The 17,828-nt window shown below is 73.8% G+C and carries 16 protein-coding genes; 8 read left to right on the top strand and 8 right to left on the bottom strand.

The window, feature by feature from the left end; translation table 11 throughout:
• Window positions 1–249: 249 nt before the first annotated feature.
• On the top strand, window positions 250–3,216 hold the full coding sequence (locus AC4H2G_RS08865; protein WP_494365747.1) for an FAD-binding and (Fe-S)-binding domain-containing protein: 2,967 nt from the start codon (window positions 250–252) through the stop codon (window positions 3,214–3,216).
• Window position 3,217: 1 nt separating this feature from the next.
• Here the strand turns inward: AC4H2G_RS08865 and AC4H2G_RS08860 are convergent, their stop codons facing one another.
• Both AC4H2G_RS08860 and AC4H2G_RS08855 read right to left on the bottom strand, forming a co-directional pair.
• Window positions 3,218–4,237, bottom strand: a complete 1,020-nt coding sequence (locus AC4H2G_RS08860) for an NADP-dependent oxidoreductase (protein ID WP_494365396.1) — start codon at window positions 4,235–4,237, stop codon at window positions 3,218–3,220.
• Window positions 4,238–4,281: 44 nt separating this feature from the next.
• The gene (locus tag AC4H2G_RS08855; RefSeq protein ID WP_494365395.1) at window positions 4,282–4,668 is read right to left on the bottom strand and encodes a DUF1304 family protein; all 387 of its coding nucleotides are present in this window, start codon (window positions 4,666–4,668) and stop codon (window positions 4,282–4,284) included.
• 105 nt (window positions 4,669–4,773) lie between these two features.
• Between AC4H2G_RS08855 and AC4H2G_RS08850 the strand changes: the two genes are divergently transcribed.
• Window positions 4,774–5,379: a TetR/AcrR family transcriptional regulator gene (locus AC4H2G_RS08850; protein WP_494365394.1), complete on the top strand. Its 606-nt coding sequence runs from the start codon at window positions 4,774–4,776 to the stop codon at window positions 5,377–5,379.
• 56 nt (window positions 5,380–5,435) lie between these two features.
• Here AC4H2G_RS08850 and pdxR read toward each other — a convergent pair whose 3' ends face one another.
• On the bottom strand, window positions 5,436–6,992 hold the full coding sequence (gene pdxR / locus AC4H2G_RS08845; RefSeq protein ID WP_494365393.1) for a MocR-like pyridoxine biosynthesis transcription factor PdxR: 1,557 nt from the start codon (window positions 6,990–6,992) through the stop codon (window positions 5,436–5,438).
• 80 nt (window positions 6,993–7,072) lie between these two features.
• Here pdxR and AC4H2G_RS08840 point away from each other — a divergent pair, with 80 nt between their 5' ends.
• From AC4H2G_RS08840 to AC4H2G_RS08830, 3 genes are all read left to right on the top strand, one after another.
• Window positions 7,073–8,056, top strand: a complete 984-nt coding sequence (locus AC4H2G_RS08840) for an aldo/keto reductase (protein ID WP_494365392.1) — start codon at window positions 7,073–7,075, stop codon at window positions 8,054–8,056.
• 76 nt (window positions 8,057–8,132) lie between these two features.
• Window positions 8,133–8,744, top strand: a complete 612-nt coding sequence (locus AC4H2G_RS08835; protein ID WP_494365391.1) for a nitroreductase family protein — start codon at window positions 8,133–8,135, stop codon at window positions 8,742–8,744.
• Between the two features lie 573 nt (window positions 8,745–9,317).
• Window positions 9,318–9,890 (top strand): TetR/AcrR family transcriptional regulator, encoded by a 573-nt coding sequence (locus AC4H2G_RS08830; protein WP_494365390.1) that lies wholly within the window; start codon window positions 9,318–9,320, stop codon window positions 9,888–9,890.
• A gap of 52 nt (window positions 9,891–9,942) precedes the next feature.
• Here the strand turns inward: AC4H2G_RS08830 and AC4H2G_RS08825 are convergent, their stop codons facing one another.
• From AC4H2G_RS08825 to cofD, 3 genes are all read right to left on the bottom strand, one after another.
• Complete coding sequence (locus tag AC4H2G_RS08825; protein ID WP_494365389.1) at window positions 9,943–10,452, bottom strand: DoxX family protein; 510 nt, start codon at window positions 10,450–10,452, stop codon at window positions 9,943–9,945.
• A 120-nt stretch (window positions 10,453–10,572) separates the two neighbouring features.
• Entirely contained in the window at window positions 10,573–11,475 is a 903-nt protein-coding gene (locus AC4H2G_RS08820; protein ID WP_494365388.1) for a CofC family guanylyltransferase, read from the bottom strand.
• Entirely contained in the window at window positions 11,468–12,412 is a 945-nt protein-coding gene (gene cofD, locus AC4H2G_RS08815) for a 2-phospho-L-lactate transferase (RefSeq protein WP_494365387.1), read from the bottom strand. The genes AC4H2G_RS08820 and cofD overlap by 8 nt, the downstream gene beginning before the upstream one ends.
• A 55-nt stretch (window positions 12,413–12,467) precedes the next feature.
• Here cofD and AC4H2G_RS08810 point away from each other — a divergent pair, with 55 nt between their 5' ends.
• Entirely contained in the window at window positions 12,468–12,788 is a 321-nt protein-coding gene (locus AC4H2G_RS08810; protein ID WP_494365386.1) for an MTH1187 family thiamine-binding protein, read from the top strand.
• 127 nt (window positions 12,789–12,915) lie between these two features.
• On the top strand, window positions 12,916–14,376 hold the full coding sequence (locus AC4H2G_RS08805; protein WP_494365385.1) for a restriction system modified-DNA reader domain-containing protein: 1,461 nt from the start codon (window positions 12,916–12,918) through the stop codon (window positions 14,374–14,376).
• A gap of 42 nt (window positions 14,377–14,418) precedes the next feature.
• On the opposite strand, the gene AC4H2G_RS08800 is transcribed toward AC4H2G_RS08805, so the two are convergent.
• Together AC4H2G_RS08800 and AC4H2G_RS08795 are read right to left on the bottom strand one after the other, a co-directional pair.
• Complete coding sequence (locus AC4H2G_RS08800; RefSeq protein WP_494365384.1) at window positions 14,419–15,252, bottom strand: ABC transporter permease; 834 nt, start codon at window positions 15,250–15,252, stop codon at window positions 14,419–14,421.
• Window positions 15,249–16,361, bottom strand: a complete 1,113-nt coding sequence (locus AC4H2G_RS08795; RefSeq protein ID WP_494365383.1) for an ATP-binding cassette domain-containing protein — start codon at window positions 16,359–16,361, stop codon at window positions 15,249–15,251. Before AC4H2G_RS08795 ends, AC4H2G_RS08800 begins: the two co-directional genes overlap by 4 nt.
• A gap of 128 nt (window positions 16,362–16,489) precedes the next feature.
• On the opposite strand from AC4H2G_RS08795, the gene AC4H2G_RS08790 reads away from it, so the two are divergent.
• On the top strand, window positions 16,490–17,506 hold the full coding sequence (locus AC4H2G_RS08790; protein WP_494365382.1) for a helix-turn-helix transcriptional regulator: 1,017 nt from the start codon (window positions 16,490–16,492) through the stop codon (window positions 17,504–17,506).
• Window positions 17,507–17,828 lie beyond the last annotated feature (322 nt).

Raw genomic sequence — 17,828 nt, 5'->3', positions numbered from 1 at the left:
ACCGCAGGTCGCGACGTAGAGCTCCCGGGGTTCTACGTCGCGACCTGCTGTTCTACCTCGCGTGGTGGCGTGGCGTGCCGGTCACCGGGCGGACGGTCGGACGGCGCGCCGACGGACAGTGCGAGAATCACCGACGTGTCCGCTGAGATCGACGCCACCCCGACCCCCGCCCGGCAGCACGACGGGAACGGCTCGCGGCGGTCCGGCTCCGGCGCCGTCACCGCCGCCGAGGCCGAGCACGCCGCGGCCCTGCGCGAGGCCGAGCGCGCCGCCGACGCCGCCCGCGCGGCGCTCGCCGACGCGCTCCGCACCGTGACGCGCGGTGACGTGGACCCGTCGTCCCGTCGTCGTGCCGAGTACTCCACGGACGCCTCCAACTACCGTGTGCTGCCCGAGGTCGTGGTGCTCCCGGAGGACGTCGACGACGCGGTCGCCGCGCTCGACGTCGCGCGCGAGCTCGAGGTGCCGATCACCGCCCGTGGCGCGGGGACGTCGGTCGCGGGCAACTCGGTCGGCCCGGGCGTCGTCCTCGACTTCTCGCGGCACGTGCACCGCGTGCTCCACGTCGACCCCGAGGCCCGGACCGCGCGCGTCGAGCCGGGCGTCGTCATGTCGGCGCTCCAGCAGGCGGCGGCCCCGCACGGGCTGCGCTTCGGCCCGGACCCCTCGACGCAGAACCGCGCGACGCTCGGCGGCATGATCGGCAACAACGCGTGCGGCCCGCACGCCGTGGCCTACGGTCGCACGGCCGACAACGTGCTCGAGCTCGACGTCGTGGACGGGACCGGCCGGCGCTTCACCGCCGGGAAGGGTGACCCGACGTTCGCCGCGGTCCCCGGCCTGGCCGACCTCGTCCGCGAGAACCTGGCCCTGATCCGCACCGAGTTCGGTCGCTTCGGCCGCCAGGTGTCGGGCTACTCGCTCGAGCACCTCCTCCCGGAGAACGGCTCCGACCTCGCGAAGGCGCTCGTGGGGACCGAGGGCACGCTCGTGACGATCCTCGAGGCCACGGTCCGGCTCGTCCCGGTGCCGTCCAAGCCGACTCTCGTCGTCCTGGGGTATCCGGACATGCCGTCGGCCGCCGACGACGTCCCGACCTTCCTGGGCCTCAGCCCTCTCGCGGTCGAGGGGCTCGACGCGCGCCTCGTCGACGTCGTGCGTCGCGCCAAGGGCGACGCCTCGGTCCCGCCGCTGCCGCCGGGTGCGGGGTGGCTCATGGTCGAGGTCGGCGGCGCGACCCCGGAGGAGGCGATGGCGAGCGCGGAGGCGATCGTCGCGGCGTCGGGCAGCGAGGCGACGATGATCCTCCCGGCCGGACCGGAGGCCACCCAGATGTGGCAGATCCGGGCCGACGGCGCGGGCCTGGCCGGGCGCACGCCGTCCGGGGAGCAGGCGTGGCCGGGCTGGGAGGACTCGGCGGTCCCGCCGGAGAAGCTGGGCGCCTACCTGCGCGACCTCGACGAGCTCATGGCGCGCTACGGCGTCGACGGCCTGCCGTACGGGCACTTCGGCGACGGCTGCGTGCACCTGCGGATCGACCTGCCGCTCGAGGCGTCGGGGTCGGTGCTGCGCACGTTCATGCTCGAGGCGGCGGAGCTGGTCGCGAAGTACGGCGGCTCGCTGTCCGGCGAGCACGGCGACGGGCGCGCCCGCTCCGAGCTCCTCCCGCTGATGTACAGCCCGGAGGCGATCGCGCTCCTCGAACGCTTCAAGGCGCTGTTCGACCCGCGGGACGTGATGAACCCGGGCGTCGTCGTGCGCCCGCGCGCGATCGACGACGACCTGCGCCGCCCACAGGCCCACCCCGTGCTCTCGGCGGTCGGCGCCGCGGGCGGCCCCGGTACGACGGCTCCCGTGAAGGTCTCGAAGATCTCGCGCCGCGCGGGCTATCAGGGCTTCTCGTTCGCGCACGACCACGGTGACATGACGCAGGCCGTGCACCGCTGCGTGGGCGTCGGGAAGTGCCGCGCCGACACGAGCGCCGCGGGCGGGTTCATGTGCCCGTCGTACCTGGCGACGAAGGACGAGAAGGACGTCACACGGGGCCGCGCGCGCGTGCTCCAGGAGGCGGTCAACGGGACGCTCGTCGGCGGGCTCGCGGCACCCGAGGTGCACGAGTCGCTCGACCTGTGCCTGTCGTGCAAGGCGTGCTCGAGCGACTGCCCGGCGGGCGTCGACATGGCGCAGTACAAGTCGGAGGTGCTCTACCGTACATATCGCGGGAAGGTGCGCCCGGTCGACCACTACTCGCTCGGGTGGCTGCCGATCTGGGCGCGGCTCGCGACGGGGATGCCGCGCCTGGCCAACAAGCTCCTCGGGTTCCGGCCGATCGCGAAGACGGTCCTGTGGGCGGGCGGCATGGATACGCGCCGCAAGATGACGACGTTCGCCGAGGTCCCCTTCCGCACGTGGTGGAAGCGCGGCGGCGCGACGCAGGGCGTGCCGGGTCTGCGCGTCGGCCAGACACCGGGCCGGCCCGTGCGCGATGAGCGCCCACGGGTCGTCCTGTGGACCGACTCGTTCAGCGACAACATGTCGCCCGGCGTTCCTCAGGCGGCCGTCAAGGTCCTCACGGCCGCGGGGTACGACGTCGTGGTCCCCGAGCAGGAGGCGTGCTGCGGCCTCACGTGGATCAGCACGGGCCAGCTCGACGGCGCGCGCAAGCGCCTCGAGAACCTGCTGTCGGTCCTCGGCCCGTACGCCGTGAACGGCATCCCGATCATGGGGCTCGAGCCGTCGTGCACCGCGGTCCTGCGCTCCGACCTCGTCGACCTGTTCCCCGAGGACCCGCGCGCTCTGGCCGTCTCGCGCGCGACGCGCACGCTCGCGGAGCTGCTGACGTCGGTCGACACGGCCCCCGGCAAGGACTCCGGGTGGCGCGTGCCCGACCTCTCGGACGTGACCGCCGTCGTGCAGCCGCACTGCCACCAGCACTCGGTGATGGGCTTCGCCGCCGACGAGCGCCTGCTGCGCGACGCCGGCGCGACGGTCAAGGTCCTCGCCGGGTGCTGCGGCCTCGCGGGGAACTTCGGGATGCAGAAGGGCCACTACGAGACGTCGGTCGCGGTCGCGGAGAACGCCCTGCTGCCCGCGCTGCGCGACGCCGAGCCCGGCGACGTGTACCTCGCCGACGGGTTCTCGTGCCGCACCCAGGCCGACGACCTCGCGGGGGTGCAGGGCAAGGCGCTCGTCGAGCTCCTCGCCGAGCGCCTCTGACCTACGAGCGGTCGACGCGCACGACCATCTTGCCGACGTTGCCGCCGCGCATCATGTCGAGGAACGCGTCGACCGCGTGGTCGATGCCGTCGACGACCGTCTCGTCGTAGGCGATCTTCCCGCCGGCGAACCAGCCGGTCATGCGCTCACGGAACTCGCCGGAGAGGCCGAGGTAGCCGCCGAGCGTGAAGCCGCGCAGCGTGAGGCCGCGCGTGATGAGGTTCGACAGGTTGTCCGGGCCGGGGGCACGGTCGGTCGTGTTGTACCCGGCGATCGCCCCGCACAGGGCGACCCGTCCGCCGTCGCTCATGACGTCGAGCGCGGCCTCGAGGTGGTCGCCGCCGACGTTGTCGAAGAACACGTCCACGCCGTCCGGCACGAGCGCGGGAAGCTGCTCGCGCACGGGCGCGGCCTTGTAGTCGAGGGCGGCGTCGTAGCCGTAGCGCGACGTGAGGAGCCCGGCCTTCTGCGGGCCTCCCGCGGACCCGACGACGCGCGACGCGCCCAGCAGGCGGGCGATCTGCCCGGCCGCCGTCCCGACGGCACCCGCGGCGCCCGAGACGAGGACCGTGTCGCCGGACTTCATGCCGGCGATCGCGGTGAGGCCGACGTAGGCCGTCAGCCCGGTCATGCCCAGGATCCCCAGGTGCACCGACGACGGGTGGCCGGGGATCTCCGGCACCACGCGGAACCCGGCGGCGTCCTCCTGCGCGACGTCGCGCCAGCCGTGCTGGTGCAGGACGAGCGCCCCGACGGGCAGGTCGTCGACGGACGTCTCGACGACGCGGCCCACCGCACCGCCGGTCATGGTCTCGCCGAGCGCGAAGGGCGGGGTGTAGCTCTTCACGTCGTTCATGCGGCCGCGCATGTACGGGTCGACGGACACGAACTCGTTGACCACGCGCACCTCGCCGGGGGCGAGGTCGCCGTACTCGACGGTGACGGTGCGGAAGTCGTCGTGCGTCGGCCAGCCCTCGGGGCGGGCGGCGAGCTGGACCTGGGTGCTGCGGGCGGACGTCATGCGGAGGGCCTCCGGTGGGGTCGGGTGTGGCGGCTTCTGGTGGGTCAGGACACGAGGGCGACGACGACCGCCAGGACCGCGAGGAGCGGGAGCGTGCCCTGCTTGACGGCGGCCGCGCGGTGCGTGCGGGACGAGAGGAACAGGACGAGCGCGGCCGCGAACATCGACCCGGTGCCCGTGAGGACGAGCGTCGTGCCGACGGTCGTCTCGCCCGCGACGTGGAGGACGACGCCCAGCACGGTGACGATCGCGAGGAACAGGTTGTAGAACCCTTGGTTGAACGCGAGCGACCGTGTGGCCTCGGCTTCCTCCGCCGTGGTGGCGAAGGTCGCGCGGGCCCGGGGAGTCGTCCACGCGACGGACTCCAGGTAGAAGATCACGACGTGGAGCGCCGCCGCTGCGGTGGCGAGCACGAGTCCGACGGCGATCACGGTGGCACGTCCCTTCGACGGCCCGGCGGGCGCCGGGATTCTGTACTGAGCGTTACACAATCTATACTGGACTGCACGGTTCACAAAAATGACGAGGAGCACCGGGTGGGCAGACCGCAGTCGTTCGAGACGACCGACGTGGTGCGCGCCGCGCGCGCGGCATTCTGGGAGCACGGCTACGAGGACGCGTCGCTGCCGCTGCTCGAAGGTGCGACGGGGCTGCGCCGGTCGAGCCTCTACCACGCGTTCGGGAGCAAGCGCGGGCTGTTCGACGCCGCGGTGACGAGCTATCTCGACGAGGTCGTCCGCCCGCGGCTCGCGGCGCTCACGGCTCCCGAGGTGCCCCCGGACGCGGTGGTCGACTACTTCGTCGGGCTGCGCGCCGCCCTCGCCGCGCCGGGCACGGTCCAGGCGGACAGCGGCTGCCTGCTCATCAACGCCGCGGGAGCGCCGATCGGGAAGGACGTGGTCGTGCGCGAGACCGTGGCCGCCTACCGGGCCGAGCTGCGCGCGGCGATCCGGGCCGGCGTCGTCGCCCGCTTCCCCGACCGTGCCCCGGCCGAGCACGACCGCGTCGCCGACCTGTGCACCGCGCTGCTGGTCTCGGCCTTCCTCCTCACGCGGGTCGACCACCCGCAGGCGCTCGCGAACCTCGACGCCGCGCTCGACCTTCTCACGCTCGACGGCGCACCGGCCCCGGCGCCGAGGTAGAGCCTCTCGCCGTCGCGGCGGACGAGCCGGGTGGCCCGTCGCCTCGGCGAGAGCTGCTATGCCGCTCCGGCCGCCCGCACGGCGTCGGCGAGCCGTCGCACCGCCTCGTCGACCCGCGCGTCGGCGAGGTTCCCGTACCCGAGCACGAGCGTGGTCGAGCGCTCGCCGGGGGCGGACCGGTAGCGGCGCAGGTCCACGACCGCCACCTCGCGCGCCGCCGCCTCCCGCACGACGTGGGCCGCGTCGGGTGCGTCGTCGCCCAGGTCGAGCAGCGCGTGCATCCCGGCGGCGAGGCCGCGCACCGCGGCGTTCGGCAGGTGACGGGCCAGCGCGGCGAGCACCGCGTCACGACGGCCGCGATAGCGTCGCCGCGCCGCACGCAGGTGCCGGTCGTACGCACCGCACGCGACGAAGCGCGCGAAGGTGAGCTGCTCGACGACGGACGGCCCCGCCGTCGGGCCTGCCCCACGCGCCACGGATTCGCGCCACCGCGCCGGGACGACCATCCACCCGATCCCGAACGCGGGGGACACGGTCTTGCTGATCGAGCCCAGCAGCAGCACCCGGTCAGGGTCGAGTCCCTGGAGCGCGGCGATCGGGCGGCGGTCGTAGCGGAACTCGGCGTCGTAGTCGTCCTCGACGACGAGGCCGTCGACGTCGCGCGCCCACGCCACGACGGCCTCCCGGCGCTCGGGGGTCAGCGCCGTCCCGGTCGGGAACTGGTGCGCCGGGGTGAGCAGCGCTGCGCGTGCGCCCGTCCGTCGCGAGGCGGCGACGAGCGCGCCCGTGTCCACGCCGTCCGCGTCCACGGGGACGGGCACCGGTGTCAGCCCGGCGCGTGCCGCGACGTCGCGCAGCACGGGCCAGCTCGGGTCCTCGACGATCAGGTGCGTGTGCCCGGCCGCGGCGAGCGCGGCGGCCACGCGACCCATGCCGTCGGTCGCGCCGTGCACGAGCACCACGGCGTCGTCGGGCGCAGCGACGACGCGAGCGCGGCGCAGGTGGCCCGCGACGACCGACCGCGCCGTCGGGTGCCCGCCCGGTGCGGGGGCACCGAGGTCGTCGTTCGACGCCGCACCGGACGACGAGCCCAGCACGTCGCGCGCCGCGCGCAGCCACGCGTCGCGCGGCACGTGGCGCAGGTCGGGCACTCCCGGGGCGAGGTCGAACCGAGGGCGCCCGGGATGAGCCTGGCCGGCGGGAGAGACGGCGCGTGCGGGTCCACCGTCCGCCGCTCGTTCCCCGCGGCCCCCGCCGGGCCCGTCACGACCCGCGCGCACCGTCTCTCCCGCCAGGCTCGTGCCGTGCCGGGTCGCGGCCGCCGCGGACACCCGCGTCGCGGAGCCTGCGCGGCCCTCCAGGAACCCCTCGGCGACGAGCTGCCCGTAGGCCTCGGTGACGACCCACCGGGAGACCCCGAGCGTCTCGGCGAGCTGCCGGCTCGGCGGGAGCGCGGCGCCGACGCCGACGCGGCCCGAGCGGACGGCCTCGCGGATCGCGTGCTCGAGCCGCACGACGCGCGATCCCGACCCTGCGTCCAGGTCGAGCAGGGCCTCCCAGGCGAGGGACGCCGTCGGGCCGCCATCCGGCGAAGTGGTCTGGTCAGGAGTCATGGAATCGGACCGTACACCCGTGCCGATCTCTCCCTAGCGTGGAGCCGTCACCAGGACCACCCTCTCGACAGGAGATCACCATGCGTTACCGCACCATCGGCGACGGCCGCACCACCTTCGACGTCTCGACCCTGTGCCTCGGCACGATGAACATGGGCACCCAGGTGGACGAGGACACCTCGTTCGCGATCCTCGACCGCTACCTCGAGGCCGGCGGCACGTTCCTCGACACCGCGAACAACTACAGCTTCTGGAGGGGCGGCTACGGCCGGGACAGCGAGGACCTGCTCGGCCGCTGGCTCGCGACCCGCGGGGTCCGCGACCAGGTCCGCCTCGCGACGAAGCTCGGCGCAGCGAAGAAGGACCCGGCGCTGCCGCTGCAGAACGTGGAGCCGACGAACTTCCAGGGGCTCGCGGCGGACGTCGTCGAGCGGGAGGCGCACGAGAGCCTGCGTCACCTCGGCGTCGACCACCTCGACGTCCTCTACGGGCACGTCGACGACCTCGACACCCCGCTCGCGGAGACGGTCGGCGCGTTCGGCAAGCTGCAGGCCGAGGGGTCCGTGGGAATCACGGGCATCTCGAACGTCGCGCTGTGGCGCGTGGTCGAAGCGCGCGAGGAGGCGCTGCGGCAGGGCATCGCGCCCTATGGGCTCGTCCAGCAGAACTTCACGTACGCCTACCCGACACCCGAGCCGGGGCGGCACAACTGGGCGTCGTACGAGCTGCTCGACTACGTGGCGTCGACCGGGACGCCGGAGCGCCCGCCGCTCGCCGTCGTCGCGTACTCGCCGATCCTCCAGGGCGCGTACGTGCGCCGCGACAAGCCGCTGTGGGAGGGCTTCGACCACGCGTCGACGCGCGAGCGGATCCGCACCCTGCACGAGGTCGCGGGCCAGACCGGCGCCACGCCGAACCAGGTCGTGCTCGCGTGGCTCCTCGGCGGCGAGCACCCGGTGGTCCCGGTGATCGGGCCGAGCACGGTCCAGCAGCTCGACGAGCTCCTCGGCGCGGCCGACCTCGACCTCGACCCCGAGGTCCGGGCCCGCCTCGACGCCGTGTGAGTCACGTCGCCATGCCGAGCCCTGTGTCGGGTCGAGAGATCACCTGAGCGACCTCTCGACCTGGCACCATCGGGGCATGGAGTTCCAGGACGTCGTGCGCCGCCGCCGCATGGTCCGGCGGTTCACGCCCGACCCCGTCGATCCCTCGTCGGTCGACCGCGTGCTGCGCAACGCCGTCCGCGCACCGAGCGCGGGCTTCGCGCAGGGCTGGGCGTTCGTGGTCCTCACCGAGCCCGACGACGTCGCGCGCTTCTGGGCCGCGTCGTCGCCCCAGGACCCGGAGCGGGACATGAGCGCGTGGCTCGACGGCATGCGCACGGCGCCCGTCATCGTGCTCGTCCTCACGTCGAAGGACGCCTACCTGCGGCGGTACGCCGAGGACGACAAGGGCTGGGCCGACCGCGACGAGAACCGGTGGGCTGTGCCCTACTGGCACGTCGACGCGGGCATGGCGTCGCTGCTCATGCTCCAGACCGCGGTCGACGAAGGGCTCGGCGCCTGCTTCTTCGGCGTGCAGCCGGGCGAGGTGCCGCGGCTGCGCGCGGCGTTCGACATCCCCGACGAGTACGCACCGACGGGCGTCGTCGCGCTCGGCCACCCGGGTGACGCCGGCCCGAGCGGGTCGCCGCGCCGTCGGGCCCGCAAGCCGCTCGACGACGTCGTGCACCGCGGCCGCTGGGGCAGCTAGGCCCGGAAGCCGAGGACCAGTTCCGCGACCGTGAGGTCGTAGGGCACCGCGCACCCCTCGATCGGGCGCGTACCGCGGTGTATGTGTGGCAGCGCGCGAAGAGCTCGCAGGTCGGCACCCGGACCGACGCCTGCGGTGCGGCCACGTGGACCACGCCGCCTCCGCGGCGTTCCGAGGGAGCCCACAGGCTGGTCGCGCAGCGGGCAGGGGCGTGCGCGAGGTTTGCACCTGATGATGCCGAAACCTCCAGCGTGAAGGGGTGGACTTGCCTGGCTCCCGCCCGGACCGGCGCATGTCCGGCACCAAGCGAGTGTGGCCCGCACGACCTTGTGCCCGACGTCGAGCAAGTCTGCCTCCAGTCCGCGGGTCACGTGGCGGCAGTCCTCCACCGCGACTCATCCGTCGTCGACCGCGACGAGCGTGTGCCAGTTTTGTGGGCGTCGATGCCGACGACTGTCATGCCGTGCCGTGCCTACGACCGCGCAGACTGACCAGACGGGATACCCGCCGTGTATCTTTGCGATGACTAGTTTCCTTGACCCCCAGGGCAGTTGGCCCGGAGAGAGGCGTCCCTTGACGAAGGCTGGATACCATCATGGCGACCTGCGCCGAACCATTCTCACCGCCGCCGTCGAAGCCATCAGGCAGTCGGGCGTGGACGGCTGGAGCATGCGAGAGCTGGCGCGCCTCGCCGGTGTGTCGCACGCTGCGCCCGCCCATCATTTCGGCGACAGGACGGGCCTGTTCACAGCGCTGGCGGCGGAGGCATTCGAGCTTTTTGCCGACGAGCTGGAGGGCGGCGACGGAGACTTCCTCGAAACCGGGCTGGCGTACGTGCGGTTCGCCGTCGCGCACCCGGTCCATTTCGAGCTGATGTACCAACGGACGCTCTACCGGGCCGACGACCCGGAAGTCCAAGCGGCAGAACAACGTGCGGCTGTCGTGCTGACGCGCGCAGCGCACGAAGTCGCAGCGGACGATCCTGACCAACGAAGCGTCGCCCTCGCCGGATGGTCGATCGCCCACGGCTTCGCGAGCCTGTGGCTGGGCGGTGCGCTCGAGTTCCCTGTCGGTGCCGACCCGGTGACCGTGGCCCGGCCCGTGCTCGGCCGACTGCTCCCCGAACGGCACGCGAAGGACGCGTAGAAACCCCGACCACGAAGGTTCCGCGCCGGGTCATCTTCAGGACTGGACCGGTTCACGCGGCCGAAGTCGCGGCCGAGCGCTCCTGCGCGCGAGCACCGGGCCTGCGGCCGATCGTTGCCCATAAGGCCACAGCAATGTAGAGGAGCTGCTCGGGAACTCGCTGCCACAGTGGCGTGGCCGGCTCGCCCGCGAGCTCGATCCCCTCGACCGCCGCATACACGTTTCCAGGGAGCAGCACGACGAGCAGCAGCGCCACGCACGCGCCCGCCCACCGCCTCGTCGGGGCGATGACCAGGCCAGCGGCCCCGAGCAGTTCGAGCACCCCGGTGAGGTAGATGATTGCCGAAGGGAACGGAAGCGAGGGCGGGACCATCGCGACCAGGTCGTCATGGTTGGGCATGACAGTCACGTCGCCGGGTGCGAAATGAGCGCTGGCAGTCATGACCAGCATCACGGCCAGCCCGTGGACGGCGGCGGCGCGCCACGACGCGAGACGGCTCACCCCGAGGGCACCGACGCCGCGAAACGCGAGCGTCGAGATGAGAAGGGTGAGGACGGTCATGAGGACTCCCGCGAACGTGACACTGGCTAGATTGACGGTGCGACGCTACGCGGTGGCTACAATCTTGTCAATGTCTACTTAAGCTCGATCTGAGCTTCACTCCAGTTCTGCGGAGCGCGCCTAGCCGGCGCTGCCGGTGGCCAGGCCGGGCACGTGCTGCCCGACGGCGGCCCGTACCTGCGCGGGCAGCTCGCCCCAGTCGTCGATCGTGTCGAGGTCGGTCGCCGTCCCGGGTCGCTGCACGACGGCGACCCCCAGCCCGCGCGCGGCGGCCTCCGCGAGGTGCGCGGCGAGGCTGTCGACGCCGAACCGGAACCGGAACTCGTGCTGAACACGACCGTGAGGTCGTTCTGCGGCGGAACACGACCCCGAGGTCGTGCTCGGCGGTGCGGACGCGTCCGCGGAGAGGACGAGCAGGTTCGTGCCCGAGCGGTGCCGGTCCGTCGCGATCACGACCGGGGCCTCCTCGGCGAGCAGCGCGGCGATGTCGTCGGTCGTGAGCGCCGGGAGGTCCGCGTGCGCGACGAGCAGCCGCACGGCGCCGTCCTGCGTCGCGATCTCGCGGCCCACCTCGACCGCCTCGTTCAGCCCCGGTCGGTCCGCGGGCTGCAGCACGATGCGGAGCCGGTCGGCGTCGTCGGTGAGCAGGGGCGGTCCGTCGTGCGCGCCGGCCTCGTCGTCCCGGCCACTCGCGGCCTCCACCACGAGGTCCCGCAGCGCCCGCCACGTGAACCGCGGGTCCGACGTCACGACGACCACCCGCTCCACCGCCTCGGACGCGAGCAGCGTCGACACCACGTGCCGCGCCAGGACGGTGACCAGCCGGCTCCGCGCCGCCGGGTCGAGGACGTGCGCGAGGCGCGACTTCCCGGACGTCCCGTCGCGCAGCGGCACGACGGCGACCACGCGCCCCGGGCGCGTCACCTCACCGAGGTGCGCCACGCCGTCGGGCACGGAGAGCGGGCCCGGAGCGAGACCCTCAACCTCTCCCGCCTCGCCAGACACCGACGAGCGCTCAGCCACGCGCCGCCGCCAGGATCTCCCGCGCGAGGCGCTCGCGGCCGTCGGCGCCGCCCATGACGGTGTCGGTGACGAGGACGCGCAGGCCGAGCGCCGCGACGTCCTCCGCGAGGTGCGCGTCGCGCTCGTCGATCACCATGTGGTCGACGAGGCCCGTGTAGAGGCGCGCGACGCCGAGCGCGGACACCTCGTGGCCGAGCGTCGCGAGCATCTGCGCTGCGGGCCCCTTGATCGCCCGCCCGCCGACGATCGGGCTCACCGCGACGCGGTGCGCGCGCGACCCGACGAGCGCCTCGCGCACCCCGGGCACGCCCAGCACGGGCGCGACGGACAGGAACGGGTTCGACGGCGCGACCACCACCACCGCGGCGTCGCGCACCGCCTCGACGACACCGGGCGCCGGGCGCGCGGCCTCGATGCCGTCGTAGACGAGTCCGAGGACGTCGTCGGCGTGGTGCCGACCGACGAAGTACTCCTGGAAGCCGAGCCGCCCGCCGGGAGTGTCGACGAGCGTCGCCACGCGGTCGTCGGTGACGGGCAGGACGCGCGCCCGGACGCCGAGCGCGCGGGTGAGATCAGCGGTCACCGCGGACAGCGGTGCCCCCGCGCGCAGCCGGGCGGTGCGCACGACGTGCGTCGCGAGGTCCTTGTCGCCGAGCGTGAACCACGTGTCCTCGCCGAGCCGGCCCATCGCCTCGAGCGTCGCGTAGGTCTCGCCGACCACGCCCCAGCCGCGCTCCTCGTCGGCCAGACCGGCGAGCGTGTACGTCACGGTGTCGAGGTCGGGCGAGATCGCGAGGCCGTGCAGCTCGACGTCGTCGGCGACGTTGACGACGACCGTGAGGTCCGTCCCCGCGAGGTCCATGCCGTGGGCGAGCCGGGCGCCCCCGACACCTCCGGCCAGCACGGTCACCGCGTCGGTCGTCACGCCCTCAGTCACGGACCGAGCCTACGTCGCGGGCGAGCGCGGTCAGCGCCGTGCCACCATGGGCCCCATGGCCGTCTTCGCCTTCTCCGTCGCCCCGCTCGGTGCCGGCGAGTCCGTCGCGGACTCCGTCGCCGAGGCCGTCCGCATCGTCCGCGAGTCGGGCCTGCCGAACCGCACGACGTCGATGTTCACCGAGATCGAAGGGGACTGGGACGAGGTCATGCCCGTCATCCAGCGGGCCACGGAGGCGGTCGGGGCCGGCGGGCACCGCGTGTCGCTGGTCATCAAGGCCGACATCCGGCCGGGTCGGACGGGCGAGCTCACGGGCAAGGTCGAGCGCGTCGAGGAACGTCTGGCGGCCGACGAGGGGCAGCCCGGGCCTGCCTGACCTGCGCACTTCCCGGCGCCCGAACCGTACGGGTTCGGGCTGTTCGCGGGACTTGACCGGCGACGTAGGCTAAGCGGCAAACGACCCCGCCCCGGTCGCGTTCCGCAATGCAGCAGGAGACCCCCCGATGCCCCTCTTCGAGGTGGACGCCGAGCGTCCGTTGCTCGTCCAGCCGCCCCAGCCGGCCGGCGCCTTCGGGACCGACGCGCAGCGCGTGGTCGACGGCAACCTCGACAGCCTGCTCGGCGAGCAGATCTTCCCCGTCAAGCAAGGGACGTCCGACGACGAGCCGCACCTCCTCGCGCTCGACGCGGCCGGGCTGCCGGTGGTCATCGAGGTGACGGCCGAGCTCACGGAGAGCGCGCTGACGGCTGCTCTGAACCACGCGGGCCGGGCCGGACGGCTCACGCGTGCCGAGCTCGCCGCCCGGTACACGGGCGGGGCGTCGCGCTTCCAGCAGGACGTCGCCGCGTTCTACGACAACGTGCCGCTCACGCGGTCGCAGGCCACGGCGCGCACCACGGGCGCCCGGCTCATCGTCATCTGCTCGAGCGCCGCGCCGGGCATCGAGGACGCGCTCGACTTCCTGCGCCAGCCCGGCTCGCCCGTCGCGGTGCTACGGCTCGGCGTCGTGCACGGCGCCGACGGACGCCGCTATGTGGACGTGTCGCCGCTCGCGGTCGGCCGTCCCGAGACGCCCCCGGCTCCGGAGCGCACGCCCGTGCGCGCCCGGGAGACGGCGCCCCCCTCCGACTTCGCGGACGGCGTCGCCGTGGGCCGAGCGCTGACCGGCAAGTTTCCCGTGGTGACGCAGCACGCGCGGTCGCGCGCGGAGCGACGTCGCGAGCTCGAGTCGAGCACGACCTACGGGTCGACGTCGTCGTCCGCCGACGTCACGGGGCAGCTCGCGCCCGTGCCGCTCGAGATCCCCCTCGGCGGCCCCGCCGCGGAGGACGGCCTGCCGATCCTGGACTTCGTCCCCGTCGAGGACCCGTCGACGGCGCGTCCCACGCCCGAGCAGCGCACGTGGTCCGACGAACCGAGCACGTGGGCCGACCGCCGGCCCGCGGGCAGCGGCGACGACACCCGCGTGCCGCGGACGTCGATCCTCACGCGCGAGTCGGTGCGCACGCGGGAGTCGGTCCGGACACGCGAGTCGATCCTCACGCACGAGTACGGCCAGCAGCACCCCCCGGCGGCCGAGCGCTCGTACGACCCGCTGTCCTACCAGCCCCCGGCCGGTCTCGAGCCCGATCCCCTCGTCGGTCGCGAGGTCGCCCCGGTTCCCGCGCCCGGCGTCGTCGACGTGCCGCTCGGTCCCGACGACGACCCGGACCTCGTGGCGCTCGCGCGCAGCCTGGGCAGCCCGCGCCACCTCGTGTGGTCGCGCCCGCGCCGGGGTCAGCGGTTCGAGGCCGTCCTGCAGCCCGACGGCTTCATCGAGCTGGCCGACGGCGCCCGCTACCGGCACCCCGACCTCGCCGCCGTCGCGGTCTCGGGGACCGCGACGGCGGACGGCTGGAGCGTGTGGCGCCTCGGCGACGACGGCCCCTCGCTCACCGACGCGTTCCGCACCCACCACGCCTGACGGCGACCCGGGGTCCGGCACGTTCCTCGCCGACCCGTGGTGTCAGTCGGTCGACGTGACCATCGCGCGGATCCCGACGGCGAGGCCGAAGACGGCCGTCACGACCGCGGCGACCCAGCCCCAGGCGACCGCGGTGGCGCCGAGGTCGCCCGCGAACAGCGCCCGCTCCGCGTCGACCACGTACTTCAGCGGGTTCACCGCCGCGGCGACCTGCATCCAGCGCGGCCCGGACTCGAGCGGCAGCAGCATCCCGGACAGGAGCATGAGCGGGAACAGCACGGTCTGCTGGACCATCCAGAACATCCAGTCCTGCTTGCGCACCGCGAGGGCCAGCGCGTAGGACAGCGCGCCGATCCCGACGCCGAGCACCGCGAGGAGCACGAGGCCCAGGACCGCGCCGGCGAGGTGCAGCTCGAACCCGAACGGCAGCATGACGAGCACGACGATCACCGACTGCGCGACGATCGGCACCATCTCCTTGAGCGCCCGCCCGACGAGCAGCGACGAGCGGGACAGCGGCGCGACGAGCATGCGCTCGTGCGCTCCCGTCTGGAGCTCGAACAGCAGGTTCGAGCCCGTCGCGGACGTGCCGAACAGCGTGGTCATGACGAGGATCGACGGCACGAACCACTGCCAGACGCTGCCGCCCAGCACCTCGGTGCCCCCGAGGGAGCCCACGAGCAGCGGGCCGAACAGCCCGAGGAAGACGAGCGGCTGCACCAGGCCGAACACGACGGAGAACGGGTCGCGCACCACGGGCCGCAGCTCGCGCGCGAGGACGATGCCGGTGTCGCGGACGACGTGGCGTCGCGACGACGCGCGGGCGGGAGCGGGCGGCGTCGCGGGGACGGCGGTGCGGGTGTCGACGGCGCTCATGCTGCGGTCCTCTCGGTGGGCCGGGTCGTGGACCCGGCGGGGTCGATGGTCGGCGCGTCGGACGGCGCGCCGCCGGTGGCGGGGTCGGTGGCGCCGGCCTCGCGGAGGCTGCGGCCGGTGAGGGCGAGGAAGACGTCGTCGAGCGTCGGGCGGTGCACGTGCGCCGTCGCGACCGCGATCCCCGTGGCGTCCGCCGCGCGCAGGAGGCGGGGGAGGTACGCGTCGCCACGCTCCGCTCGGACCGTCACCTGCGAGCCTTCCCGCGCGAGCACCTCCCGGAACCCCTCGACCCGGGCGGCGACCTCGGCGAGGCGAGCGGCGTCGTCGTCCCGGGCGGCGTCGGGCGCGGACCCGTCGGACGCGGATCCGTCCACCGCGACGACGACGCGGTCGCCCGCGAGGTCGGCCTTGAGCTTCGCGGCGGTGTCGTCCGCGATGACCTCGCCGTGGTCGACGACGACGACGCGCTCGGCCATCGTGTCCGCCTCGTCGAGGTAGTGGGTCGTGAGGACGACGGTCATGGGCGCGCCCGTCGTCGCGACGGCGTCGGCGCGCATCCGGCCGACGTGCTCCCACAGGTTCGCGCGGTTGTGGGGGTCGAGCCCGGTCGTCGGCTCGTCGAGGAAGAGCAGCGCGGGGGAGTGCACGAGGCCCATCGCGACGTCGAGGCGGCGTCGCTGACCGCCCGACAGGTCGGAGACCTTGCGCGTGCGCTGGGCGGTGAGCTCGAGCACGTCGAGCAGCTCGTCGGCGCGACGCCGGGCGGCACGCCGGTCGAGGCCGTGGATGCGCGCCTGGCTCACGAGCTCGTCGACGGCGCGCTGGCCGTGACCGGCCGCGTTTCCCTGCCCGACGTAGCCGATGCTGCGGCGGACGGCGTCGGGCTGCGTGACCACGTCGAGACCGGCGACCGTCGCCGTGCCCGACGTCGGGCGGATGAGCGTCGTGAGCATGCGCAGCGTGGTCGTCTTGCCGGCGCCGTTGGGGCCGAGGACGGCGACGAGCTCGCCGGGCGCGACGTCGAGGTCGATGCCGCGCACGGCGTGCACGGTCCTGCTCGCGTCGCGCCCGACGGGGAAGTCCTTCGTCAGGGCTCGGGTACGGATCACGGTGTCCTCCGGGGCGTGGTGGTGGTCTTCTGCGGATCGGTGAACCTGCCGGCTCCGCACCGGCTGAAGACCACTCTTCCCGGTATAGCGGTCAGGTCCTGGCCTCTACTGCGTGCGACTCTGGAGACATGCTCGAGACCTCCGGCCGACTTCTCACGCTGCTGTCCCTCCTGCAGGCACGGCGGGACTGGCCGGGACCCGCGCTGGCGGAGCGCCTCGCGGTCAGCCCGCGCACGGTCCGACGCGACGTCGACCGGCTGCGCGAGCTCGGCTACCCGGTGCAGGCCACGAAGGGACCGGACGGCGGGTACCGCCTCGACGCGGGCGTCGACCTGCCGCCGCTGCTGTTCGACGACGAGCAGGCCGTCGCCGTGGCGCTCGCCCTGCGGACCGCGAACCTCCCGGGCGTCGAGGACGCGGCGGCCCGCGCGCTCGCCACCATCCGCCAGGTCATGCCCGCACGGCTGCGCGGCCGGATCGACGCGCTCGAGGTGACGGCGGTCCCGCGCGGCCGGGAGTCCGAGCGTCCGGCGGTGCGCCCGGACGTCCTCGTGGCGATCGGCACCGCGGCGCGCGAGCGGCGCGTGGTGCGCTTCGACTACGACGGCGGGTCGGGAGAAGTGCTGCGCCCGGCGAACGCCGCGGACTCTGCCGGCTTCCGACCGCCGCGCCGGGTCGAGCCGCACCACCTCGTCACGTGGGGTGGCCGGTGGTACCTCGTGGCCTGGGACCTCGATCGCGACGACTGGCGCACGTTCCGCGTGGACCGGATGACGCCGCGCTCGGGCGACGGCCCGCGGTTCCGGCCCCGCGACCTCCCCGCGCCCGACGTCGCGACCTACGTCTCGCAGGCGTTCTCTCGTCCTGCATGGCCCGTCCGCGGCACGGCCGAGCTGGGCGCGAGCGCGGACCACGTCGCACCGTGGGTCGGGGACGCCGCGGTCGTCGAGGCGCTCGGCGAGAACCGTTGCCGGGTGACCGCGGGCTCGTGGTCCTGGGGTGGGCTCGCGGCCTGGTTCGGCATGTTCGACGTCCCCGTGACGGTCGTGGGGCCGCACGAGCTGCACGACGCCGCGCGGCAGGTCGCGGAGCGCCTCGCCGGTGGCTCGGGCAGGCCCAGGCGGGCCCCGGCAGGAGCGGGATGAGCTCCCTGAGCGGGGTGAGCGGGGTCACCCGGAGCGCGTTTGACCGCGCGCCGCGATCCCCGTAATGTTCTCGAGGTCGCCCGGCAGGGAGGAACAGACACCACGGCGTAGCTCTTCGGAGCAGACGCGAAGTGGCTGGTCCCGCAGGCGAATCCCCTTCTTCTGGACGTGAGTGCAGCATGCTGCGCCTGCGGTACAGTTCGGGGGCCAGACAAGAGGTCATTCTGAACGAATTTCCGGTTCGACCGGGTTCGGGACGAAGATCCGGGTCTGGTAGGCTGAGAAACGAAGCCCCGCGCAAGAGTCGGAAACGACTGGAGGC

Source organism: Cellulosimicrobium sp. BMG9.23, from assembly GCF_059159985.1.
Note: the sequence above shows the minus strand (reverse complement) of the source record. Positions and strands in the feature narration are given on the sequence as shown.

Coding starts and splice junctions, on each gene's coding strand:
- AC4H2G_RS08805 (WP_494365385.1), top strand. CDS start 12,916: ATGCCCCTCTTCGAGGTGGACGCCGAGCGTCCGTTGCTCGTCCAGCCG.
- AC4H2G_RS08800 (WP_494365384.1), bottom strand. CDS start 15,252: ATGAGCGCCGTCGACACCCGCACCGCCGTCCCCGCGACGCCGCCCGCT.
- AC4H2G_RS08860 (WP_494365396.1), bottom strand. CDS start 4,237: ATGACGTCCGCCCGCAGCACCCAGGTCCAGCTCGCCGCCCGCCCCGAG.
- AC4H2G_RS08835 (WP_494365391.1), top strand. CDS start 8,133: ATGGAGTTCCAGGACGTCGTGCGCCGCCGCCGCATGGTCCGGCGGTTC.
- AC4H2G_RS08810 (WP_494365386.1), top strand. CDS start 12,468: ATGGCCGTCTTCGCCTTCTCCGTCGCCCCGCTCGGTGCCGGCGAGTCC.
- pdxR (WP_494365393.1), bottom strand. CDS start 6,992: ATGACTCCTGACCAGACCACTTCGCCGGATGGCGGCCCGACGGCGTCC.
- AC4H2G_RS08840 (WP_494365392.1), top strand. CDS start 7,073: ATGCGTTACCGCACCATCGGCGACGGCCGCACCACCTTCGACGTCTCG.
- AC4H2G_RS08825 (WP_494365389.1), bottom strand. CDS start 10,452: ATGACCGTCCTCACCCTTCTCATCTCGACGCTCGCGTTTCGCGGCGTC.
- AC4H2G_RS08790 (WP_494365382.1), top strand. CDS start 16,490: ATGCTCGAGACCTCCGGCCGACTTCTCACGCTGCTGTCCCTCCTGCAG.